This is a genomic window from Actinoallomurus sp. CA-142502 (assembly GCF_050936355.1).
Classification (GTDB): domain Bacteria; phylum Actinomycetota; class Actinomycetes; order Streptosporangiales; family Streptosporangiaceae; genus Actinoallomurus; species Actinoallomurus iriomotensis.
The window spans coordinates 9,771,656-9,795,064 of record NZ_JBNJMY010000001.1; the positions used below are offsets into that span (position 1 = coordinate 9,771,656).

The following is a 23,409-nucleotide window of genomic DNA, read 5'->3' on the forward strand; positions in this document are numbered from 1 at the left end:
TGACCAGCATGTGGACGAGACCTCATCCGGCGTCGCTCGCGTCGTCCGGGCTGGGCCCGGCACCGGCCAGCTCCCGGACGGTACGGATAAGTTCCGAGGGATCGAACGGCTTGGTGACATAGGCGTCCACCCCGATCTCGTGCCCCCGGCGAATGTCATGCTCCTGCGCCCGCGCCGTGATCATCACGACCCTGATGCCCCGCGTGCCGGGATCCTCACGGAGCTTCACCGCGGTGACCCAGCCGTCGAGCCGGGGCATCATGATGTCGAGCGTGATCACATCGGGATCGACCTCGCGCACCTTATCCAAACAGTCCTGACCGTCGACAGCCGTCGCCACCTCGAACCCCTCCAGTTGAAGGTTCACGGCGATGAGCTGCCGGATCACCTCGTCGTCATCGACGACCAGCACGCGTCCAAGGGTCACGGCCGCCAAGCTAGCGGGTTCACGGCCCCGGACACGCGGAGAACGACAACGTGCGGCATCATCGTTATCGGGGGGACGACCGACCGAAACCACCGCGTAGCCAACGCCCCCTCCGCCGAACCGCCGGTACGGGCGTCCGACACCCGGGACCGGCGCGAGCGGTGCCGAGATACTGATAATCTCTAGGCGTCCTGAGCCCCCTTAGCTCAGGGGATAGAGCACCGGCCTCCGGAGCCGGGTGCGCAGGTTCGAATCCTGCAGGGGGCGCCGTTTGACCCAGGGGGGCGACCCCCTGGAACCCCCGCTGTGAGGGGCTCCGCCCCCCACGCCCCCCACGGGTTGCTGCCGGAAGATGGTTTCTTCCTTTCACAGACTCCGTTGACCAGCCGCGCGCTCAGTCCTTCCTCAACGAGTGAGGACACGCCTTGTCACCAGCGGAGACGTTGATTGCTGGGGCTTTGTACATGTGCAGACGTATGCCGTCCGAGGCGGCTCGTTGTCAGCAACCGCGTACTATGCGCGTATTCGAATACGGGGCATCTTCCGGAGCAGCACCTAAGGCGAGGGCCCCGGCGTATCCCGCCATCTCTTGAGACGGCCGACCGAAGCGGCGTCGATCTTCTCGAACCATCATTCGTCGTTTCTGTCGAGGCGGTGCGCGTAGACCTGTTGCAGGATCTCGGCTGAGTGTCCTTCCCTAGAGGTCAGGACCATCAACCGTCTGCCTGCCGCGGTTCCGCAGCCTCACCCGGCTCATCAGGATCTGGCGCATGGCTCCGAACTGTGCTCGAACCGATCGGCGACCTGGCGGACGCTTCATCCCTGCTCATACAGCCGTACCGTTTCTTCTTAGTCCGAGGCTTCACTGGCGAGGACTTTGCGGATGTCGCTTGGACGGTAACGCCGATGACCACCCGTGATCTGGCGAGTTCCGCCACAGGCTGGTTGAGATCGTCACGGATCGCGTGGAGATCACGCGCCTGTCGCACGCGCTGGTCAACATCGCCCAGGACGACTGGATGAGCCTGGAGAACCCTCGTCTTGAGACACCACTGGACGAAGCCACCGGCTACAGCCCGCCGCCGGCGTTCGAGCGGAGCCTGCGATGCCGGGCGACCTATGAGGCCTCCCTGTTGGACAACACCATCGGAAGGCGCACCGTCGAGGAGGCGATACGACACGGCGAGGAGGCACGCCTTCTTCCCCGGATCAGCATGAAGTTGAAGCTCGCCGACGAGTCGGTTGCCATGCTGCCGCTCACGCCCACCGGGATGGAGGGCGCGATGGTCATTCGCTCGGCGGTCGTCGCGGGTGCGCTTCGCGAGTACTTCGAGCTGCTGTGGGAGCGCGCGATGCCCGTGGACACGCGACCGGAGTCGAGCACGGGACTGCCCCCGGTCGAAGAGCGCATCCTTCCCCTGCTCGCCCAGGGACTGACCGATGAGGCCATCGCGAACCGATTGAAGGTGAGCCTGCCGACCGTGCAACGCCGGCTCGCCAACCTGAAGAAACGTCTCGCAGTCGACACACGCATCGCCATCGTCGTGGCCGCCATGCGCCGCGGCTGGATTCAGTGACCCCGCGCACCGGCCGGTCCGGCGCGCCGTACCCCCGGGACAGTGATGCTCGACCTGACAGCCTTCGTCCCCAAAGCCCGCTTCCAGCCAGGCGTCGCTCTCTCGCCTGACGCCACCAAGGTCGCCTACTCCAGCAACGTCTCCAGCCACTACGGGCTGTGGATCGCTCCCGTACGAGGAGGGGAACCTCGTTGTCTCGTGGAGTTCCCCGACCAGGCCGTACGGCAGATCGCGTGGGCGCCCAACGGCCGGTCCCTCGTCTTCACGGCCGACCGCGACGGCGACGAGCAGTACCAGCTCTACCGAATCCCGGCCGACGGCGGCACACCCGAGAAGCTCTCCGCGGCCGACGACCGCCAGTACCGACTCGCCGCCGACCCGTACGACCCGAACGGCCGCTACCTGATCTACGCCGCGAACGACCGCGACGAGACCGTCCAGGACCTCATCATCCGCGACCTCCACGACGGCCAGGAACACCGCCACATCCCCGTCGGGAAGGCCTCCTACCAAGCCGGTCGCATCTCTCCGGACGGCCGATGGCTGGTGGTGGAGGGCTTCAACTCCAACATCGACTCCGACTGCTATCTCGTCGACCTCGCAAAGCCGGACGCGGACCCGGTGAAGGTGACGGATGGGAGTGCCCACTTCGATCCGGTCGGCTGGACCGCGGACTCGCGCGCCTTCTACCTGCTCACCACGGTCTGGGGCGAGTTCATCGCCGGCGCTCGCTACTCACTGGATGACCAGAGCCTGCAGCCTGCCGTCACCGCCGACTGGGACATCGAGACCGTACGGGAGGCCGACGAAACGCTGCTGTGGATCGTCAACGACAACGGCCGATCGGTCCTCAACGTCCGACGAGGCGACAACGCACCGACGCAGCCGCCACTCCCGCCAGGCGTCATCAACGCGATCGAACTCTCCAGCGACGGAACGATCGCCGCCCTGCACCTCGAGACCGCGACGCGACCGGCCGAGATCGCCGTCCTCGACCTGGCCGGCGGCGACCTCACCTACCTCACCGAAAGCCGCCCACCCGCGCTGGCCGTCATCGAGCCCGTCGAACCACAGACGGTCACCTTCACCGCACGAGACGGCCGAGACGTACACGGCCTGCTGTACCGCCCGCACGGCGAGGGCCCGTTCCCCGTCGTCATGTGGATCCACGGCGGCCCCGAGGCCCAGGAGCGCTTCACCTACGAACGATCGGGCCTCTACCAGTACCTGCTGAACCAGGGAATCGCCATCTACGCCCCCAACGCCGCCGGCTCGACCGGGTACGGAGTCACCTTCCGCACCCTGATCTATCGAGACTGGGGCGGCGTCGACCTCCGCGACTTCGAAGATGCCGCGGCCTACGTCTCCTCCCTGAGATGGACCGACTCCGACCGTCTCGCCGTGGCAGGCGCGTCGTACGGCGGATTCGGCGCGCTCTCCTGCCTGACCCAGCTACCCGACCTCTGGACCGCCGGAGTATCGCTGTACGGCCCATCCAACCTGGTAACCCTCGCCGCCGCCTGCCCACCCACCTGGCGAGCCTTCGTCAACATCGTCCTCGGCGACCCCGTCGCCGACGCACAGCTTCTGACCGAACGCTCCCCCATCACCTACGTCGACCAGCTCACTGCTCCCCTGCTCGTCGTCCAGGGCGCCCACGACCCCCGCGTCCCCAAAGACGAGGCCGACCAAATCGTCGACAAGCTCCGCGGTCGTGACGTCGATGTGCGCTATATCGTCTACGAGGACGAAGGCCACGGCTTCACCAACCGCGACAACGAGATCGCGGCCTACAAACAGGTCGGTGACTTCCTCATCAGCCGCCTCAACCCAGAGCCCTGAAGCACCGACACAAGCCCGGTCCCAAGAGCGACTGAGATGAGCTGATCACCGGCGCTCCGCTGGCACACCCACGCCAAACCGAAGGTGGTTCGCTCTTCGGCTGGTCATTCACATCTGGAGCCAGCGAGGCTGCACAGCAGAACGAACCTCGGATTCTCCAGGCCACAATGCCGGCACTCGACCTGAGAGTGCGTGTGAATGGAAACGTCCCGGCCTCAGGGCACTGGTAAATGGGTGCCAGGGTCCCTGGTTGCCTGCGGTCTTCAGTGCATCAGCGATCATGATCCGGACAACAGCATCGAGTTGCTGTGAATGGGCTGCCTGCAGGGCCGACGAACTTTCAGAGTAATTCCTCCGCGCTATACGCGGCGATTCACATCTTGTTGGCATCAAGGCGCTCCCACCATCCGCATGGAGCGCGATGGCGTTGGCGAGGCCATCGCACACCATTTCAACCTGTCGATCTAAAACTGACGATCATCGTTGACACCTGGGTCTCCGACCAGTAGGGAGATCATCTGTGTCCAACCCCAACCCCCCGCTCGACCGTGAGGCCAAGCGGCGCCTGGCGGTCATCCGTCACGTCGAAGAGGTCACCGGCAACGTCGCCATGTCGTGCCGGCACTTCGGCATCAGCCGGCAGGCCTACTACATCTGGTACCGCCGCTACCAGGCCGAGGGCATCGAGGGTCTGCGCACCCGATCCAAACGGCCCAAGCACAGCCCGAACGCCACGCACGTCGAGGTGGTGGGGAAGATCATCTACCTGCGGCAGAACTACCACTTCGGTCCCGAGAAGATCGCGATGTACCTCAAGCGGTACCACGACGTCACCATCAGCAAGTCCGGCGTATGGCGGATCCTCAAACGCCTGGACATGGGCCGGCTGCCCGCCTCGCAGCGCTACAAGCGCCACGACCGCCGCTGGAAGCGGTACGAGAAGCAGCTCCCGGGCCACCGAGTCCAGATCGATGTGAAGTTCATCGAGCCCATCGCCGGCATCACCGGCCGCCGTGGTGGGCGGAACAAGTACTACCAGTTCACGCGATCGACGACTGCACCCGCCTGCGTGTGCTGCGGATCTATCCGCAACTGAATCAGAAGACCGCCATCCAGTTCCTGGACTACGTGCTATCGCGGCTCCCGTTCCAGGTCGAGGTCATCCAGACCGACAACGGCTCAGAGTTCCAGTCGGCGTTCCACTGGCACGTGCTGGACAAGGGCATCGCCCACACCTACATCAAGCCACGGACACCGCGGCTGAACGGCAAGGTCGAACGTTCACATCGGATCGACGCCGAGGAGTTCTACAGCATGCTCGACGGCATCCTCATCGACGACGCCGAGGTCTTCAACGACAAGCTCCGAGAATGGGAGGACTACTACAACTACGATCGCCCACACGGCGGCCTCGGCGGCCAAACCCCCTACGAACGCCTCAAGCAGAAGACTCAGGCCCAGGCGTAAACGATCTTCGTCGGGCACATTGACATTCAACCTGCAGATCCCTGTTTAACCAGCTGGCAGTGCCGGGCCAAAAGCGTGCCCGGCGGCACGATCCGATGGTTTCGCAGCCAGGGCGGCGGGACGCGAGTGAGCGCGGACAGGGCTGCCCTGTCAGCCCAGTCCGGTCGTCGTTGGAAGATTTGCCGCCTGCAGCACGGAGATCTCATGCCGCAGCACCAAGACTCACCTGGTCGCCGACCGGCGCTGCCGCCCGGTCACCGAGCTGACCGCCCCGGGCCAGTACCGCGACTTCCCGCGATTCATTCCGCTGGTAGAGGCGATCCGCATCCCGCACCCACAAGATCGCCGTCTACCTACTTACCGGACTCCTTAGCAAGATGAGGAAGCAGTTCCAAGCGAGTCTATTGTGGCGATAGTGACACGCCTGGCACGCCGCAGCGTGTACGATCCCCTCCGGTCGGTTGCCAGCTCTTCGCATAGAGCCATGAGTTCGCTCACACCGGCTGCCACGGCGATAGAGCAGAGCGCGGCGAAGGGCGGCACGTGCACATCCAGTCACTTCACATCCATAACTTTCGTCGCCTCAAGCACGTCCGCGTTGACCTCGAAGCAGACACGACCATCTTCGTCGGCGCCAATAACAGTGGGAAAACATCCGTCTCGCATGCCCTTCAGTGCTTCCTTAGCAAAAAAGAGAACTTCTCTCTATATGACTTCACAGCCGACTGCTGGCCGATCTTCAATCGCCTAGGTGAGCAGAGGCACGCTGAGTCGCAGGCCTTCCCTCGCCTCTCACTGGACATCTGGTTCGCTGTCGACGCTGACAACCTGCACCGCGTCAAGCACCTCATTCCCACGCTCGATTGGGCGCAGACGCCCGTTGGTATCCGACTGGAATACGCCCCCAAGGACGACGCGTCTCTCCTCGCCAACTACCGCAAGGCTCAGGTGCACGCGGCGGCCGGAGCAAAGGGGAATGCCTACAAGCCATGGCCGCAGTGCATGACGGCCTATCTGGAAAGACGCCTGAGAACCGAGTACGAGATCCGCTACCTCATCCTCGACTACACCAAACTCGGCAACGATCACGAGTTCCCCGAGGACTACCGTCCCGCATCGTTCGCCTCAACCGCGGAGGGCCAGCGCGTGCTGGCGTCGCTGGTTCGGGTCGACTTCATGGATGCCCAGCGCCATCTGTCCGACGCGACTTCGCAAGGCCGCGCCGAGAACCTGTCCAAGAAGCTCAGCGCCTTCTACAAGCGCAACCTCGACAAATACCAGATGGACTTAGAAGCACTCAGTACACTCGCTGCCTCCGAGGCGAGCCTTAATGCCCACTTCGCCACGGTCTTCGCCGGCCCTCTGAGCGACATTCGCACGCTTGGATACCCTGGGTTTTCCAACCCGGAGATCGTGGTCAAGAGTTCTCTCAAGCCCGAGACGCTGGTATACGAGAACGCTGGGGTGCACTACGTCCTGCCCGGGCTGCCACCAGATGGTGACGGTCAACGGGCGACGCTGCCGGATCGGTACAACGGCCTGGGTTTCAAGAACCTCATCTACATGGTGGTCGAGGTACTCGACTTCCACACTGCGTGGCGTGAAATGGAGGACGACCGTCCGCCCGTGCACCTGGTCATGATCGAGGAGCCAGAGGCACACCTGCACGCACAGCTGCAACAGGTCTTTATCCGCAAGATCAGACATATCTTGCGCGACGAACCTGACTGCTGCACACAGCTGGCCATCTCAACACACTCAGCACATATTGTTTATGAGAGCAGCTTCCGGCCCATTCGCTACTTCCAGCGACGTGACGCGCCCTCTGGCGTTTCCGATACCGATGTCAAGAATCTCTCGGTCTTTCATGACCAGGAGCCAGAGGCCTCCCGCACCTTTCTGCTCCAGTACTTCAAGCTCACACATTGCGATTTGTTCTTCGCGGATGCAGCCGTCTTCATCGAGGGGAACGTAGAGCGCCTGCTGATACCTCTCATGATCGAGAAGGAGGCCCCTGAACTGAAGTCGTGCCACTTGACGCTTCTGGAGGTTGGCGGCGCCTTCGCTCACAAGTTTCAGCACCTCATCGAGTTCCTGGGGCTCACCACGCTCATCGTCACCGACCTCGACAGCGTTCTCCCGAAGACGACGCTGTCCGCCGACGAGACGGACGATGATGATCCGGAAGTCGCCACCCGGCCCTCGCACTCCTCGGGTCAAGTGTGCCCCGCCACGGCCCCGGATGCCGTCACTGACAACCCGATCCTCACCTCGTGGGTCCCCGGCCGGACGTCGGTCGCCGACCTTTTGGCGGCCACCGAGGAGGAGAAGCTGGCCAAGTCCTTGACGCACGTGCGGGTCGCCTACCAGACGTCCGCCAGTACGAAGTGGCAAGGCAAGACCACGATCACTACGGGTCGCACCCTGGAGGAGGCATTCGCCCTGCAGAATCTCCCGTGGACGCAGGAAGACGACCAGGCGTACCTCGGACTCCGCGTGGTCAGGCCTAGCGCGACGCCGCCCGACATTAGCGAGATGCGAAAGCGGATTTTCAGCCGGGTCCGCAACATGGACAAGACCCGCTTCGCCCTGGGGCTCCTGACCGCCGATACGGATGCGTGGGTGACGCCGACCTACATTGTCGAGGGACTTCGCTGGCTGTCGTCGCAGTTGCGTGTGGAAGCTCTCGAGGTAGCCACCGGCCTGAGAGCGGGCTCTGACGCATGACCTCCCGGATCGCCTCGCCGGACACACCCGCCGACCGGGAGCTGCGCGCGCTGCTCGACCAGCGGCCGCTCCGGTGCTTCCGACTTGTCGCCGGCGCGGGTTCCGGTAAGACCACCACCCTGGTTAAGGCACTGGCTCACGTGGCCGCCTCACACGGCAAGACCCTACGCACCAGATCACAGAAGATCGCCTGTATCACGTATACGGACATCGCGGCCGAAGAGATCCGCTCCGACGTCCAGCACGGCGCCAACTTCCACGTCTCCACCATCCACAACTTCCTCTGGACCCTGGTCAGCCCGTTCCAGCGCGACATCGGCACGTGGGTCTCTGAGCGGATTCAGGAGAGGCTGAAGGCGGAGATTGAGGAGGAGCAGGGGTTCAGCAACCGTGTCGGGGACAAGCGGCGCCTACGGACGAGGGAGCGCATCGAGCGCTATCGGCGCCAGGCCAATGAAGTCACATCCGTCCGCCGCTTCGTTTACGGCACAGGCAGTAGTTATGGCAAGGGCGTGATCGGACACGACGACGTCATCAAGCTGGCGGCTGCGATGCTTGAGCGTCACTCTCTCTTGGCCCAGATGACCGTCGCCGAGTATCCCTACATCTTTGTCGACGAGAGCCAGGACACGTTCCCTATCGTTGCTGACGCTCTCAGGACGCTCGCCCGCCAGCAGGCGGGCAAGCTCTGCCTGGGGTTCTTCGGCGATCCCATGCAGCGGATCTATGCGACGGGCGTCGGCTCGATCGATCTTGGTGTCGGCTGGCAGGACATCCAAAAGCCTGAGAACTTCCGCTCTCCCTCGAAGGTCCTGGCAGCAATCAACGCGATTCGCTCAGGCGGTGACAGCCTGGTCCAGAAGTCGGGGCTGCCCATCGACAAGCAGCGCGAGGGCGATGTCACCATCATCGTCGCCCCACGCATTCCGGACAGCCTGGCGACCCTGAGTAAGGTACGGCGCTGGCTGGCCGACCGGCATCACTCCGGCGCCTGGCTGCGCGATGACGCACAATCGGCGCTCAAGGTGCTTGTGATCACGCACCGCATGGCTGCCCGTCGCCTCGGCTTCGAAAACCTCTACGCCTGCTTTCACGACGGCGCTTCGGCCAGCCTGAGCCAAGCCTTTGACGAGGGCACGGCTTGGCCTCTCACTCCGTTCCGGACGGCGATCTTACCAATGGCAGCTACCTCGGCAGGCTCCTCCGCTGCCATGACTCTGCTTCGTGCCCACTCACCCCGCCTCCAGAATCTTAGGGTCGGCGACGACCTCGCCACCGTCCTCAACTCTCTCAAACATGGCCTTACCGAGCTCGCGAGCATCGTAACCGCGGGAGGCCCGGGGTCGATCGGGGAAACGCTGCGAATCGTCTCCAGCTACGGCCTAATCGAACTGGACGAGCGGTGGGTCGATCATCCAGCCGCTAGTAACGACGGTGACATCTCCCCTGCCTCCGACGATGACAAGCAGGTACTCAATGCTTTCATGGCTTGCGACATCCGCGAGTTGACCGGCTACTTCAGCTACGCGGGCCATGAGTCGCCCTATTCCACTCAGCAGGGCGTGAAGGGCACCGAGTTCCCCAACGTCCTGGTCGTCTTGGACGACGAGGAGGGCACCCATTCTCATTTCTCATACGACAAGCTGTTCGGCCTGCAAGAACTCTCCAAGGCTGACGAAGCAGCACTTAAAGAGGGGCGCGACAGTGTCCTGGAGCGAACACGACGACTGCTCTACGTATGCTGCTCCCGGGCGACCGAGTCGCTCACGATCCTGCTGTATTCGGACGATGTCACCGCAGCCCTGAACGCCATAAAAGAGTCTCCGCTTGCTACTACCGGGGCAATCTTCGGCCTCATGGAAATCGAGCAGGGCAGCAGGGTAACCTCGACTCCGAACAACTCTGAATCGGTTGCGGCTTCAGACTCGGACACATTGTTTTAGAATTCATCGTCTCGGAAGAGACTACGTCCTAACAACCCTACCATTGCCGAAGATCCCATGCACGCAGGCGGAACCCCTAAATGAGGTCAACTTAAACTCTGCGTCGACGAGGTTCAGGGTGCACGCCACTCTAAATGCAGGTAGCCGCATGACCTCATCCGAGATGGCGTCGAGAAAATGCACGAGGCACAGTGCCGGTTGACGGTTGCCAGCGAAGATTCCAGCAGGCGAGGTTGTGATCTGGGCATCCGATCCGCTGATGCCGCGGCGATCTCTGCCAGCCATCAGTTCACTTTCTGGGACAGTCTGGCCGGCGGCATTGACGCTGAAGGCTCCGACTCCGGCGCCGCCGTCCTCCGACGCGAGGCCTGGCGTTTCGAAGCATCACCGGATGTGATTCTCACCTAATCCCAGGGGCGAGGCCAGCGCCGAAATCGACGCGGGTGGGAAGGCGCCCGAAACCACGGCGGTTGTGGCACCCGATCCGCCCGACCCGACTCGATGCCGCGCTCGCCTACCTGGCACGCGTCGGCCCGTATACGGTCGTCTGTCTGGACGAGGCCCAGTCTTGCCTCGACACCCACGCCAGCGGCCTCGGTGAACGCCTCGCTGCGAAACTTGGGGACCCTGCTGCGCGATGCCGAGGCCCATTCTGGTCCTGACCACTGTATGGCCGGAGTACTGGAACACCCTGACCACCCGCACCGCGCTCGACGTCCACGCCCGGGACCTCCTCGACGGGCATGCGATCACTGTCCCGGACATCTTCACCCGCACTGACCTTGACGCCTTGTCCACAAAAACACGCCACCACGCACGGCAACCACAACGCCAGAATCACTCTCGTCCACCTACACGCCCTGCACCCAACCGACCAGCGATCCGCTCCCTGGGCCGCCGCCCATATTCCGCTCGACGATTCGGCTACCGTAACGCGGCTCCTGGGCAGCCTGCGGAAGGCGGAGCGGACGAACAGGTCACCGGGCCGTTGGTCCACGGTTGCTCATGCTCGCGGCGGCCGGTCGGGACAACACGCTTCGCGGCATGTGAGGACGTTGCCCGGCGCCCGTTCATGGCGGCACGGTTTGGTCATGAGTGACAGTGAGCGGCTACAACGGATACTCGATGAGCTCAAGGATTATTCAAAGGCGGTCGACCCATCCGTTCCGTATTCTGAGAGGGATATGACGAAACAGCCCTTCCAGGCTGTCACCAGGACCGCACGAGAGGTAGACCCAAGGTGATGAGGGACTATAACGTCAGCGACCATTGGTCGGCTGACGATCCAGATTGGCTGAAGTCCCTTGTCTCGTCACTTGACCGTCACCACGGCGTTAGCACCGTTCTGCCGCTTACCGTGATCGTAGAGGAGGTCCTGGAGTGGCTGGAGCTTGCCAGCGGCGTCGACGCCTGGAAGAAGCCCGCCAACCGAACGTCGCTACGGCTCGACATCGACGAGTCTATAGGCGCACTTGGTGCCTCCCTTCGAGCACGTATCGCCGCACCACTCACACAGTTCCAAGACGCCTTCTCACAGCTCACCGGTAGCTCCGCGACCGTTCTGGCGCAGTCACCGGGCACCCGTACCGGCTCCATCTGGACCGACGTCACCAGGGCCGCGAAGGATCTCCTCGATGCGCTCGAAATGGACGACGCTGTCCGCGCCAGCTGGGACGACCTCGTGGCCACAGCTCAGGACCGCACCCTGGAAGGCCGGGAATACCGCCCGATCGCTGAACTGCTCTTCGAGCAGTTGCGAAGGCGTGGTCTTAGCGCGGAATGGACCTTCCGCGACCTCGTATCGATCGTCGCGTTCGGCCGGGATCACAGCGATATTCCCATCGGTGAGACGAACGTACCGTTGGACGAGCGAATCGCGATCGCCCGGACCCACGTCAGTACTCCAGCGAAAATCGAGCCGATCGTGGTGTGGCTCGGCTACCAGGGCCGAGTGCCCCTTCTGCACTTCTCCGCTGGGCAAGTGTCCTTCATGGACGCCCACTGGGCGGTGCCCAACGCGGAGCCCGAGGGACAGGACTTCGAGCACAAGGCAGAGCTGTGGGAACTAACGCAGGGCGGCTACCTCTTCAAGGTCGCAAAGCTCGTCGGCGAGGAGTCCGACGTGGACTTCCTGGTTCGCGTCGACCTCGGCAAAACCACGGCAGCCAGTGCCTTCGACCGTGCCGTTCGCATTGTGAACACGATCCTCAACGTATCGCTTCACGCGTCCGGAGGGATCCGTCCGCACCTCGTCCAGCACGGGCTCCTGCGCTCCGGTCAGGCCAGCTCCTCCAGCTTCATGGCCTCCTGGCGCGAGACCGGCTTCCCTGACGATCACTACGGCGCGGACATCACCGCAAAAGCCGCGAGAAGCACGGACCACGCATCGCCTCGGCGCTTGCCCGCGAGGAGCTACCCCGTTTTCTCGCGGCCGCACTCGAGGTTCAGACCACCGCCGACTACCCGTTCAGCCGCGACATGATGCTACGCAAACCGTCCGAAGCAGACATCAGCAGCGTGATCCCCCTCTCAGACCGCGTCGTGCAACACATCGCGGCGCACGCAGCGCTCGACCCCAACAAGTTGTTCGACATCCTCGGCGAGCGCTGGCCACATGCTCGATGGCTCATCGATGTGCGGCGAGCGGTTCATATGTGTCTGCTCGGCGGTGGAGGCCGGGACGAACTGCTCGACGAACTTACCCGCGCATGGTTCGCGAGCAACCCGTCGCGCCCGTGGATCCTGTTCGTCGCGGATCGCTCTGCTGAACTGCTCTCACTCTGCCGTGTGGAATCCGAGCGCGCCTGGGTCAGGCGAATGTTCGCAAGCGTAAGTGACTTCGCCAAATACCATGCCCTGGTGGACTACTACACCGCCGAAGGTGCCGTGTTGGAGGCCAGACGTCGTCGTGTCCGGAATGCCTTGGCGCACGGCAACCCCGTCACCTTCGCGGTTGTTGAGTCCGTGCGCGATTACGCCGAGTTCCTGAGCGGCAGCGCACTCAACCTTGCTCTCGAGTCCTACGTCGACGGCACAGTGCCCACTGCCACGTTCGCGAAACGGACTGATGAGTTCACCGCAATGCAGGCAGGTCAGGACGCCGCCAGCTACTGGCGGGCTCGCCTCACCTCATCGTAGGCGTGGGTTTCGGTACATCGGCGCCACCAGGCCGACCGACACAGGCGTACTGCTGCATGTTGTTCAAGATGCACTCAGACACCCCTCGATCGAGCCTCTCCAGTCCCATTACTCCGAACGAAGGGCTGGGATTAGGACGCTTCACAAGTCGGACAGCAGGGCCCGATGATCTGGCGGTCAACCTCCGGACATCGGCAGACGAGCGAGTTCGCCCGGTCAGGTTCCGGAGGCCATGTAGGCAGCGAGGATGTAGTTGGGGTGGCGGTCGAGGTTGTTGCGTGCTCGGTCATAGCGCATCGTCGTACGCGGGTCGGCGTGCCGTGCGGCGATCTGTACGTCCCGTAGGTCGACACCGGCGTCGAGCATCGTGGTGACGAACGTATGCCGCAGCATGTGCGGATGCAGTCTCGGCATTTTGACGACCGCCGCCTCGGCGAGCCGGCGTAGCCGGCGGGTCGCGGCGTGCCGGTCCATCCGTGCTCCGCGGCCGTTGAGCAGGATCGGTCCGCTCATCCGGTCGGTGATGGCGCGGTCGATCGCCCGCCCGACCGCCGGCGGGAGCGGCACCAGAGCGACCCGATCCCCTTTGCCGACCACCCGCAGGACGCGGTGCCCATGTTCTTCACCGAGGTCGGTGATGTCGCTGCCGGTGGCTTCGAAAACGCGCAGCCCCAGGAGGCCGAGCATGGCGACAAGAGCGAAATCGCAGATGTTGGGTGACTGGCGGGCAGCGGTCAGCAGTGCTTCGAACTGCAGATGCGACAGCCCCAGCGTCGGTGAGTCTGCTGGTACGTGCGGGCGGCGGACATGGTCGGCGGGTGAGTGCTCGAGCAGCCCGTCGATCACGCAGGTGTGGTAGAACCCGGCGACCACCGATAGCCGGCGCGACACCGTCGATGGGCGGAAGCGGCGGATCTCCTGTGACCAGCGCACGTACAACTCAACATCGACCCGCCGGGCCTCCAGCGGGTTCAAGTCATGGTCGGTACACCAGTTGATGTAGATGCGAAGATCGGATTCCGTGTGCATGCGGGATGTGCCCTTGTAGCGGGCCAGGTAGGCCGCGGCCGCCAACTGCAACGGCCCGGCTGGTGTAGCACCGACCGGGTTCGGCGCCAGTTCCTCGAAGCGGGTCATGCATCGACGTTGCGCCCGGCGCCCGGCGGTGACCAGATCCGAAAGACAAGGCGGTGCATACGAGTGCGCCGCAACTGGTCTCTCGACGAACCACGGACCCCTCAATGACACTGACCTCATGGGAGATGGCGCGCTGTGGATCGCGGCGCTGACCGGGGGCACGGCCGTGCTGGCGAGTTGGGTGACGAGCCGGGGCAACACACGAGCCGCCCGGGTCCAAGCGGAGGCCTCAGCGCACGCTCAACACCGCATCAAAGCCCACGAATTGCGACGAACTGCCTACCTGCAGCTCATCGAGCAAGCCCATCTCGTGGGCGAGCTTTATTGGAGGCTCGGTGACGTGTACGCCCAGCTCACTGATCCGGTCGATCAACTGGCCCGGATCGAGCAGCTCCGAGCCGACTTACGCAACGCATTCGATCCCCTGAGCCGCTGCGTCAGAGTCGTTGTCCTTGAGGGCCCACCGACAGTCGCCGACGCCGCAGAACACCTCAGGCAGGCGACGATGAGGACCAACCGGGCGCTGTCATCGATCTCCCAAGGTCAAAGCGATGCACGCGAACGCTTCGATGACGCCCATCGGTTCTTCCGAGCCAGCCTGGAGCACTTCATCGAAGCCGCCCGCAACGCGATCGCGGCCCCTTCCCTCTGAATCGATCCGGCCCCCGACGCCACCTTGATCATGCACTTTACAGCTCTACATGCGGCATGAGCGGGCGCCCTCACGGTCTCCGTCGGGTTATATGACGGCGCGGCACTCGGGGCAGTTCACGCTACCCTCGTCCGTGCTTGCCCCGTCGCTACTGTTGTCGATGTCTTCGCCGCAGCCGGTCCTGTCCCGTCGCGATCCGAGGATAAGCAGGTGAACGACTACGTCCTCGTCGAGGTCGCCCTCGTCATCCCCGGAGAAGTGGCCGTGCGGGTCGATTTCGTCGGCGTCGGCCTCTTCGCCGCATATTGGGCAGGACTCGCTTGCCATAGGTTTCGCCCGCTCTCGTTCGGAACTTGTTGATGCCGGGGTCGCAATGGTCCCACCTTTAAGCCAGACGACGGCTGCCGCCCAACGCGGTGCACCGACGCGAGGCGTTCGGCACGCTACCCAGACCGCGACTCTCGCACATAGGAACGCCCAAACCAATGACCCGGGTCCGTCTGGGCTACTAGGCGAGGACGCGCCCGCTCATCGGCATGACAGGGCGAGTGTGTACCGCCCCCGCGACGTGGACGCATTCCCGGGCGCCGCCCATCGGAGCGCCACCTCCGAATGCTCCGTCGCCCAGCCCTGCACAACCTGCGACATTCGCCCACCCTCTGCGGAAGCGCCCCGGACCGTACTACGCAGTCCGGTCCACGTCCGGCGATAGCACAACGTCGATTCGTGCGGTCGGAATTCGCCGCCGAGCCACGTAGGCGGCGTCGGCCGAGGCCCTGAATCACATCGGTTCCGGCAGACCGGACCGTGCCAGCCGACGCTAGTCCAGGTCGAGCTTGCCCTGCTTGACCTTGTCGATGAACGCGCCCCACGCTGACGGCGTGAACGTTAGCGTCGGGCCGTCAGGGTCCTTGGAGTCGCGTACGAGCCGAGATCCGTTCAGCGTCGCCGCCTCGACGCAGCCTTCCCCGCCATCGCTATGCGTGCTCTTGCGGAAGACCACCCGGGAGATGTCACGGTCGGGCATGCGGTCCCTCTCTGCGGTCAGCGTCCCGCCCGTCGTGCGAGCAACGCCGTCGAATCGTCCGGGCTGAGCGCTGTGGCCTGCATCTGCTCGAAGGCGAGGGTGTGCGTGTGCACCTGGCCCTCGTCCTCAATGTACAGAGCACCGGTCATGCTCTCGACATAGACGACGTTCGGGAAGTACTGCTCAGGGAACTGCAGGATCGAGAACGAGCCGATGACGCCCGGATGGGCGCCGACACTGGCCGGCATCACCTGGAGCATCACGTTCGGCAGCTCTGCCAGCTCAAGCAGGCGCTCGTACTGCGCCTGCATGACCTCTTTCCCGCCGATCTCGCGATCGAGCACCGCTTCGTCGATGATCGACCAGAACCGCAGGGGCTGGTCTCGCTCGGTCAGTACGGCTTGGCGCGCTGCGCGTACGGCCACTCTCCTGTCGACCTCGGCGGGAGGCTTGAAGCGCATGAGGGCCGCCCGGATGACGTGGCGGGCGTACTCCTCGGTCTGCAGGAGGCCGTGGATGACTCCCATGCTGTAGCAGCTCAGCGCTTCGGCTTCGGCCTCCAGCCCGATGTAGGTCGCGTAGTCGGTGCGCAGCGGTTCGGTGTCCCACCAGTCACGTTGACGTGCGGTCCGCGCGAACGCGATCAGCGCATCGCGGCGGCCGCCGGCGACTCCGTAGAGGTCAAGGAGGCCTTGGACCTCCGGGACGGCGACACGCCGTAGGACGTTCTCGATCCGCGACAGCTTGGTCTTGCTCCAGCCAAGCCGCTCGGCTGCCTCCTCAAGGGTCACCGCACTGGATTCGCGGAGACGGCGCAGCTCAGCGGCCAACCGGCGTTCCCGCACTGTGGGTTGCCTCGTCGACACCCGCAGCAGTCTGCCCAGCAGGGACCGCGGCGGCAACCATCTTGAGCCTCACAGCCGAGATCGATCTTGAAATGTTTCTTGAAACAGTTGCGGATACCTTCTCACGCCCTGCACGATGCGTAGTGCAAGCAGGACGAAGCGTGAGGTCAGCGCAGGTCTTGGCCGGTCAACCGGTCACGAGCGGGCGGGTGATCTCGGCGACTGACCACTGTCCTTGCGACGCATGATTGCCAGGCTCCCGGCGGGGCGGTTCCCCCGAGCTGCTCCGCCGGTGAGGAAGCTGCGGTCCCGGCTGCCGCTCATCGAGCAGCCTCCCCAGGCCGGGACCGCAGCCGACCATAAAGGAGCGTTCGCATGTCCATGCCACTCACCGACGCCAGTCATGACCTCGGGGACGACCGCCACGCCATGCGCTGGCGGCGCACCTTCCCGGGTCGTCCGGAGCAGGCTCAACCGGCCCGCGAGTTCGTCGCGTACCTCCTAAGCGGCTGCGCGCTCGCCGACGACGCCGTCTCGGCAGTGGGAGAGTTCGTCGTCAACGCGCTCAGGCACACACACTCCGCCTTGCCCGGCGGCCGCTTCACCGTGGAGGTACGGCGGTGGCCCTCCGGCATCTCCATCGGCGTAACCGACCAAGGTGGGACAAGCGAGCCCGCAGCACGCGAACCCGACCCGATGGAAGAGTCCGGACGTGGTCTGAAGGCCGTCGCGGCTCTGGCCAGCCGCTGGGACTGGACCGGTGACGCGAACGGACGGACGGTCATCGCAGTCTTCAATATAGCTAATTAGGTCATATACCCACTTCTTAGTTTTACCGCATAGCGCCATCACCCATTCGCTATCTGCGAGTCTGCGCACGTCGTTGAATATTCCGATGTGTCATGACCTCATAGTGCACCGCATGACGTATCAGCGTTGAGGTGCCGAAAACCCTCCCGGCAAGGTGACAGACCCACCGCCGTTAATTGCGCGGTCGCATGGAAGCAGGCGGCTCGGTCAAATCCAATGGAGGGCAAGTGTGCGCATCACGTGAATTACTAGTCGATCCTCGACATAGCTCAGCGCCGCCTGAGATCGCCGAGAACACGGCGTACCAATTGCCTCTTGCTCCGCATCCGATCGCAGCCGAACAGGCGCGTGTGTTGGTGCGGCTTGCATGTACCAGCTGGAAGCTCGGCGACGTCGTCGACAGCGTCCTACTCGTCACGGTCGAGCTGGTCACGAATGCCCTGAAGATCGGAGAAGTGTTCTGGGTCGCTGTCTCCCGGCAGGCAGGAACCGTGCTGATCGAAGTCTGGGACAGCAGCGAAGCAGCCCCCGATCGCCAGCGAGAGTCCGTCGACCGCGTGGACGGGCGTGGCTTGCTGTTGGTCGAAGCCTGCTCAAGGGACTGGGGCTGGCGCCTGGAGGACCAAGGCGGCAAGACCGTCTGGGCGGCCATCGACCTTCCAGACACCTCATCCGCGATGCCGCACTCGCTCGCGCGCATCTGATCAAGGCACCCATCGACTCCCGGCCCTGAGCCACTGTGGACGCCGCTGAAGCCCCCGCACGGCGCGTCCCGGGGAAGCGAGACGGCTCAGGGCCGGGCGCTGACAAAGAAAGACATCATGCTCGCCCAAGAACCTAGTGACCTGCTCAAACCGCGAGAGGCCGCCGAACTGTTCGGCGTCCGCACGACGACCATCGCCCGCTGGGCCCGCGAAGGGAAACTGACACCGCTTCGCACCCCCGGCGGCCACCGCCGCTACAGCCGAACCGCGATACACGCGCTACTGGCCGACAACCCTGAGTCCAACGCGGACTGGCAACAGATGACCCAAGACGCCGTACGGCTCTATGAGCAAGGGTGGAGCATCCGACAGGTAGCGGACCAGTTCGAGTGCAGCTACGGCGCCATGCGCCGAATTCTGATGACCCGCGTCACGTTGCGCACCCGCGGCGGCATCTACCCGACCGCCGAGTAGCCGAGGGCGCCGATGATGCCCGCACTAGAAAAAAGCCCTGGCGGTCCTGCCCTGTCCTGGCGTCCGGAACAAACCCCATCTCGGATTGCCGCCGTGATCGCCGCAGCGACCGTTGAGCCCGACGTCACCGACGAGGTCATCGCGGAGAAGCTCGGCGTTCCTCCGAAACAGGCTAGGCGGCTCTTGTGGGCCGCCCGCCGCAACGGTCGTATCCCGCCCACTGCCGAGGACCCCGATCGAGGACTGCGTTCGGCCGCCGTCGCGATCTTCATGCGTGCCCCGGACAGTTCTAAACAGGCGATTGCTGACGAGCTCGGAATCGGTAAGCGTCGCGTCTATGGGCTGCTCCGTACCGCTGAGCTGCTCGGCGAGATCCCACCCGGCATGCGCGCCCGCATGGACCAGCGAAGCGACTGCGGGCTACCGCTCGTCTTCGTATGGACTGACGGATCCGCACCCGGAGGTAACCGTTACGGCCCCTCCGCCTGGGCGGCCATCATCCGATGGGGAGCCGACCCGAGCGCGGAAGTACGGAAGCTGGGCGGACGCCTGCCAGAATCCAACAGTGCTCGGGCCGAACTAGCCGCCGCTATACACGCTTTACGAGCTCTGCATCGGCCCGCATGCGTCACGCTGCACTGCGATCACGACACCGTCGTCGACGGCGCAACCGGGCAGGCGACACCGCGCGCCCACCTCGACCTGTGGGACGAATTGCGGGAGGCCTCTGCGAGCCATCACATCACCTGGCTGTGGGTTCGCGCGCATCGTACGAGCCGAGGGAACCGCGACGCAGACTCACTCGCACGCGCCGTCCGGAAAGATTCTCGACTCCGCAAAAGCTGGCGCGAGGACCTCCGGGCTGGGCGCGTGGCGAACGCCGTGAACCACCTCGTCCACATCGGCCGGCTGAGACATCTCACATGGGAGTTCTCCACCATCGGACCCCTCCACCGGCCGACACACATCGCCACCGCGGCAACCGTCGACAACCACATCGGAGAGCACCTCACCACCACCGGCACGGGCAGCTCAAAAGCCGCAGCCAAAACCGACGCACTCACGCGCCTGGTCGCGACTCTCGGCATCGAGTGAGCCACCCGGCAGCCGATTCGAGGTCACGGCCGGTTCCCGGCCGCGCCCTGTAGACAGGGACTCCGCGAACCGCTCAGCGTCCCAGCGGTAGCGAAAGGATCAGCACATCCATCAGCGGAGCATGAGGCATGGCGGGACGCAGTTCGGCCGCCTTGCGCCAGCCCCACCGGGTGTACCTCTGGTAGGCGGTTGTGTTCTCCGGGCGCACGAGCAAAGTCGCTCGCTGTTCCTTTCGCGACGCGAGCAATTCGTCGTGGAGGGCATGACCAATGCCCCGGCCGGCATAGCGGGCGCGGACCATGAACTCGCTGAACGCGAAGGTCCGCGTTCCGTCCTCGTCGGTGAACCCCGGCTCGACGTCGCCGATGAGCCCCTTCCACCAGGCACTATCCGGGCCGAGCGCCCATCCCCATGCCTGCCCGACCGGCTGACCATCCCGGAACGCGACGACCAGGTCGAACCCCTCACGGCCGGTGTAGATGTCGAAACGCTTCATCGGCGCGTCACCGGACTCGAAGGGGTCTCCCCGTTCGATCGCGGCCGCATACGCCTCATGGTGGATCAGCTCTACCGTGTCCCTGATGGTCTTGGCTCCCGCAGCGTCATAGCGGCGGAACGTCAGCTCGGGCACCATCGCTCTCCCTACCCGGTCTAAGCGGCCAGCGCGCGCACGGCCGCGTCGAAGCGGACGCAGAACTCCTCGGCGGAGGCTTGTTCAGCCGCTGCCCGCAGCGGGCGCAGCTCGGCGAGCGAACGCGCCGAGGTCATTTGCCCGCCGGTCATCGAAGGCAGGATTACGGCCGCTTCGGTTATGGCCAGGCTGACATCGCCGTCGTTCAGCAGTGCGTCGGCCAGGCGCGCGCGGTAGTACGCCTTGTCGCAGGTCGACCGGTCCGGGTCGTCCAGGACCGTGCGATACAGCGCGGTCGCCCGCCCGTTGTTCACCTGCTGTACGCGGCTGATCGCCTCGTAGCCCAGGGCTTCGTATCCAGTGATCTCCGAATCACTGACGAACATCGCCCAGGCCGGATCTGCGGCGTGGGAACCGCGTTCCAGCTCTCGGCGTGCGGTGGTGATCTGCGAACGGAACGCGATCTCGTCGCCGAGTTCCGCGTGCGCGAGCGCCTGTCGCAAGGCGATCAGGGCGTGCAGGCGCGGTGAGGGTTCATGCCGAGCGAGCTCGGCGGCCCTGCTCGCGAACCGCAGGGACTCTCGGGCGATCCCACGCCGGCCCGTCACACGCGCCAGGTACGTCGACTGCTGGGCAAGGTTCGTGTACACGTGCACCGCGACGACGGCGTCTTCGGCGCTGCCGGCCAGCAGCTCGGCCTCCCCGTACAGTTGTCGAGCGAGCTTTTGATCGTTGCGGTCGTAGGCCGCCCAGCCGGCCGCCTCCCCCAGCTCAGCCGTCACCACAAGCAACTCCCTGCCGATACTGGTGGTGTAGTCGGACTCATCCAACATCGCCCGAGCCCGCGCGAAATGCCGGAGCGCCTCCTCCAGCGCGGCGCCTCCACCGGCGTCTCGATAGCGACTGCGGATCTGGTCAAGGCATGCCCGCAGATAACGCACGTGCGCAGCGTCGACACGAGTCGGCACCGGAATCGATGGCAAGGCCACGCCCATCGTCAGGCCTGCCGCCATCGCGTTGAAAGACCGCCGATCCACCTCGAGTCCTTCCGCAAGCTTCCAGCCACTCTCATCACGCAGGATCGCATCTGGATCGCCAAGGATCAGCGGCAGCAGCGCCTCGCGAGGCATGCCGACGGTGTCCGCGAAACGCAGCAGCTCACGTAGGTCATACAGCGTGTCCCGCCGACCCCGTTCGATCAGGCTCACCGTGGACTGAGACCAACCCTCCACGATGTTCGCGAAATCGAGCTGGGAAAGACCCGTCGCAGCGCGCATGATCGCCACGACCGCCCCGACGTCAAGACGCGCGAGCGCGCGCCGCATCGGCTCCGAATCCCACAACCACCCTGGCACCGACGTACCGGTCCCCCGCGAGGCCCGCAGGCATGCGGCGCACAGTAAGTCCGAGCTGTACCTGCTCAACGACGCCAATCGGCAGGACGGGCAAATCTGGTCACGGGCCATCCAGCGGCCCTCCATCTCGGCCGGCTTCCTCAAGGACACGGTCTTACCGCAGCCACCGTAACCACGCCCAACGGCGCGGGCTATTCCAATGTGTCATGCCCGTCATCGTTGTTCCATGCCGATTCGATGTTGGGCCTGCCGCCATCGGGTGTGTGGTGGCGGCGCGTACCGTGAATATGGGATCTGACACCATCGAACCAGTGAGGTAGCGCATGGTGCACTTCGTACAGGAAAGTGATGGCGCTCGTGTACGGAGATTCCGTCGGCGTGCTGGTTTTACGCAGGCAGAGCTCGGAGCGCGCGTTGGGCGCACCCAAGGCTGGGTGTCGATGCTGGAGAACGATGAAATTGTTCTGGACTCCATCAGCTTGATCAACACGATCGCCCGGGAGCTGCGAGTGCACCCTAACGAGCTGACGGGCCGCCCTTACCGGCACGGCCGAACCCCGGCCGAAGATCGCGGGCACGCCTCGATCGGGGAGATCCGCCGTCAGATCCAGCGCTATGACCTTGTTCCTGACTGGAACGGCGCGGTCCGCAACGTCGAGGAGCTCAAGGGCGCCGTCAAAGAGTTGACCGAGCTGCGGCAGAAGGCCAGCTATATCGCTCTGGGTGAGAAGGCGCCTGCGGTGCTGGCTGAGTTGCAGGCCGCCACCGCCATGTATGCCGGGCGAGACAAAGAAGCCTGCTTCGGGCTGCTCGCGGTCGCCTATCGGGAAACCGATGCCTTCATCTATGGGCTGGGATACGAGGACCTATCGGTCCTGGCGACACGCTGTATGCGGTGGGCGGCAGCTCGCTCCGGTGATCCCTATCTGGTGACGGTCGGGAACTATCTGCGGGTACGGGAGCTGTGGTCGACCGCCTCATGGGATGACGCCCTCACCGTCATCGACGACGCGATCACCAGCGTCCAAGGGCCGTGCGATGCCGGCGATCGGCCGGCATTGGCGATCTGGGGCGGGCTCCAGCTCCGAGCGAGTATTACCGCGGCCCGCAAACTCGACGCCGACGAAGCCTACGCTCGGCTGCACCTGGCACACGAGGCCGTCGACCGGCTCGGCAACGACGATCGCAACGACTATTACAAGCTGGTGTTCACCCGCCCGAATGTGGCCATCCACGATGTCGCGGTCGCGGTCGAGCTCGGTGACGGGGTCGAGGCCATCAAGCGGAGCACCACACTGCGGATTCCTGCCGACATGCCCGCATCCCGTTCCGGTCACCACTATCTGGATCTGTCGCGTGGATGGCTGTTCTACGGAAACCGGGATCGTGCTCTGGCGGCGATGGAGAAGGCCGAGCGAATCGCGCCGGCCCTGGTGCGCAATCACCCGATGGCGCAAAAGACCGTACGGACGCTGCTGGACGCTGAAGTGCGCGGTTACCGCGAGCGCGTCCGACGCCTGGGTGCGCGGATGAATGTTTTGTAGCTGGCACAATCTGG

Annotated in this window: 22 protein-coding genes and 1 tRNA gene; 16 read left to right on the forward strand and 7 right to left on the reverse strand. The window is 64.4% G+C overall.

The window, feature by feature from the left end; genetic code table 11:
* Positions 1 to 22: 22 nt before the first annotated feature.
* Positions 23 to 412, reverse strand: a complete 390-nt coding sequence (locus ACQEV1_RS45765) for a response regulator transcription factor (RefSeq protein ID WP_285579612.1) — start codon at positions 410 to 412, stop codon at positions 23 to 25.
* Positions 413 to 622: 210 nt separating this feature from the next.
* Here ACQEV1_RS45765 and ACQEV1_RS45770 point away from each other — a divergent pair.
* From ACQEV1_RS45770 to ACQEV1_RS45815, 10 genes are all read left to right on the forward strand, one after another.
* Positions 623 to 694, forward strand: a tRNA-Arg gene (locus tag ACQEV1_RS45770).
* 698 nt (positions 695 to 1,392) lie between these two features.
* A complete protein-coding gene (locus ACQEV1_RS45775) occupies positions 1,393 to 2,004 on the forward strand; it encodes a LuxR C-terminal-related transcriptional regulator (RefSeq protein WP_433403536.1) in 612 nt (203 codons plus the stop codon).
* A 45-nt stretch (positions 2,005 to 2,049) separates the two neighbouring features.
* On the forward strand, positions 2,050 to 3,846 hold the full coding sequence (locus ACQEV1_RS45780) for a prolyl oligopeptidase family serine peptidase (protein ID WP_433403538.1): 1,797 nt from the start codon (positions 2,050 to 2,052) through the stop codon (positions 3,844 to 3,846).
* A gap of 520 nt (positions 3,847 to 4,366) precedes the next feature.
* Positions 4,367 to 4,942, forward strand: a complete 576-nt coding sequence (locus ACQEV1_RS45785) for a helix-turn-helix domain-containing protein (RefSeq protein WP_433403541.1) — start codon at positions 4,367 to 4,369, stop codon at positions 4,940 to 4,942.
* On the forward strand, positions 4,918 to 5,313 hold the full coding sequence (locus ACQEV1_RS45790; protein WP_433403543.1) for an integrase core domain-containing protein: 396 nt from the start codon (positions 4,918 to 4,920) through the stop codon (positions 5,311 to 5,313). Before ACQEV1_RS45785 ends, ACQEV1_RS45790 begins: the two co-directional genes overlap by 25 nt.
* A 543-nt stretch (positions 5,314 to 5,856) precedes the next feature.
* A complete protein-coding gene (locus tag ACQEV1_RS45795; RefSeq protein ID WP_433403546.1) occupies positions 5,857 to 8,040 on the forward strand; it encodes an ATP-dependent endonuclease in 2,184 nt (727 codons plus the stop codon).
* The gene (locus ACQEV1_RS45800) at positions 8,037 to 9,983 is read left to right on the forward strand and encodes a UvrD-helicase domain-containing protein (RefSeq protein WP_433403549.1); all 1,947 of its coding nucleotides are present in this window, start codon (positions 8,037 to 8,039) and stop codon (positions 9,981 to 9,983) included. The genes ACQEV1_RS45795 and ACQEV1_RS45800 overlap by 4 nt, the downstream gene beginning before the upstream one ends.
* A 177-nt stretch (positions 9,984 to 10,160) precedes the next feature.
* Positions 10,161 to 10,391 carry a hypothetical protein gene (locus ACQEV1_RS45805; protein WP_433403552.1) on the forward strand — a complete coding sequence of 77 codons (231 nt, stop codon included), beginning with the start codon at positions 10,161 to 10,163 and terminating at the stop codon, positions 10,389 to 10,391.
* Between the two features lie 835 nt (positions 10,392 to 11,226).
* The gene (locus ACQEV1_RS45810; protein WP_433403555.1) at positions 11,227 to 12,465 is read left to right on the forward strand and encodes a hypothetical protein; all 1,239 of its coding nucleotides are present in this window, start codon (positions 11,227 to 11,229) and stop codon (positions 12,463 to 12,465) included.
* On the forward strand, positions 12,462 to 13,121 hold the full coding sequence (locus ACQEV1_RS45815) for a hypothetical protein (protein ID WP_433403558.1): 660 nt from the start codon (positions 12,462 to 12,464) through the stop codon (positions 13,119 to 13,121). The genes ACQEV1_RS45810 and ACQEV1_RS45815 overlap by 4 nt, the downstream gene beginning before the upstream one ends.
* Positions 13,122 to 13,337: 216 nt before the next feature.
* On the opposite strand, the gene ACQEV1_RS45820 is transcribed toward ACQEV1_RS45815, so the two are convergent.
* The gene (locus ACQEV1_RS45820; RefSeq protein WP_433403561.1) at positions 13,338 to 14,258 is read right to left on the reverse strand and encodes a tyrosine-type recombinase/integrase; all 921 of its coding nucleotides are present in this window, start codon (positions 14,256 to 14,258) and stop codon (positions 13,338 to 13,340) included.
* A gap of 118 nt (positions 14,259 to 14,376) precedes the next feature.
* Here ACQEV1_RS45820 and ACQEV1_RS45825 point away from each other — a divergent pair, with 118 nt between their 5' ends.
* Complete coding sequence (locus ACQEV1_RS45825) at positions 14,377 to 14,910, forward strand: hypothetical protein (protein WP_433403564.1); 534 nt, start codon at positions 14,377 to 14,379, stop codon at positions 14,908 to 14,910.
* 87 nt (positions 14,911 to 14,997) lie between these two features.
* Here ACQEV1_RS45825 and ACQEV1_RS45830 read toward each other — a convergent pair whose 3' ends face one another.
* From ACQEV1_RS45830 to ACQEV1_RS45840, 3 genes are all read right to left on the reverse strand, one after another.
* Complete coding sequence (locus ACQEV1_RS45830; protein WP_196204854.1) at positions 14,998 to 15,237, reverse strand: hypothetical protein; 240 nt, start codon at positions 15,235 to 15,237, stop codon at positions 14,998 to 15,000.
* 493 nt (positions 15,238 to 15,730) lie between these two features.
* Positions 15,731 to 15,937, reverse strand: a complete 207-nt coding sequence (locus tag ACQEV1_RS45835; protein ID WP_433403567.1) for a DUF397 domain-containing protein — start codon at positions 15,935 to 15,937, stop codon at positions 15,731 to 15,733.
* Positions 15,938 to 15,954: 17 nt separating this feature from the next.
* A complete protein-coding gene (locus tag ACQEV1_RS45840; RefSeq protein WP_433403570.1) occupies positions 15,955 to 16,767 on the reverse strand; it encodes a helix-turn-helix domain-containing protein in 813 nt (270 codons plus the stop codon).
* Between the two features lie 390 nt (positions 16,768 to 17,157).
* On the opposite strand from ACQEV1_RS45840, the gene ACQEV1_RS45845 reads away from it, so the two are divergent.
* From ACQEV1_RS45845 to ACQEV1_RS45860, 4 genes are all read left to right on the forward strand, one after another.
* Positions 17,158 to 17,592: an ATP-binding protein gene (locus tag ACQEV1_RS45845; protein ID WP_433403573.1), complete on the forward strand. Its 435-nt coding sequence runs from the start codon at positions 17,158 to 17,160 to the stop codon at positions 17,590 to 17,592.
* 188 nt (positions 17,593 to 17,780) lie between these two features.
* Positions 17,781 to 18,296: an ATP-binding protein gene (locus tag ACQEV1_RS45850; RefSeq protein ID WP_433403575.1), complete on the forward strand. Its 516-nt coding sequence runs from the start codon at positions 17,781 to 17,783 to the stop codon at positions 18,294 to 18,296.
* A 117-nt stretch (positions 18,297 to 18,413) separates the two neighbouring features.
* On the forward strand, positions 18,414 to 18,770 hold the full coding sequence (locus ACQEV1_RS45855; protein WP_378194261.1) for a helix-turn-helix domain-containing protein: 357 nt from the start codon (positions 18,414 to 18,416) through the stop codon (positions 18,768 to 18,770).
* Positions 18,771 to 18,863: 93 nt separating this feature from the next.
* Entirely contained in the window at positions 18,864 to 19,865 is a 1,002-nt protein-coding gene (locus ACQEV1_RS45860; RefSeq protein WP_433403577.1) for an RNase H family protein, read from the forward strand.
* A 73-nt stretch (positions 19,866 to 19,938) separates the two neighbouring features.
* Here the strand turns inward: ACQEV1_RS45860 and ACQEV1_RS45865 are convergent, their stop codons facing one another.
* The gene (locus tag ACQEV1_RS45865) at positions 19,939 to 20,499 is read right to left on the reverse strand and encodes an N-acetyltransferase family protein (RefSeq protein WP_433403580.1); all 561 of its coding nucleotides are present in this window, start codon (positions 20,497 to 20,499) and stop codon (positions 19,939 to 19,941) included.
* A gap of 17 nt (positions 20,500 to 20,516) precedes the next feature.
* A complete protein-coding gene (locus ACQEV1_RS45870; RefSeq protein WP_433403583.1) occupies positions 20,517 to 21,821 on the reverse strand; it encodes a helix-turn-helix domain-containing protein in 1,305 nt (434 codons plus the stop codon).
* A 353-nt stretch (positions 21,822 to 22,174) separates the two neighbouring features.
* Between ACQEV1_RS45870 and ACQEV1_RS45875 the strand changes: the two genes are divergently transcribed.
* Positions 22,175 to 23,395, forward strand: coding sequence for a helix-turn-helix domain-containing protein (locus tag ACQEV1_RS45875; protein ID WP_433403585.1), 1,221 nt, complete (start codon positions 22,175 to 22,177; stop codon positions 23,393 to 23,395).
* Positions 23,396 to 23,409 lie beyond the last annotated feature (14 nt).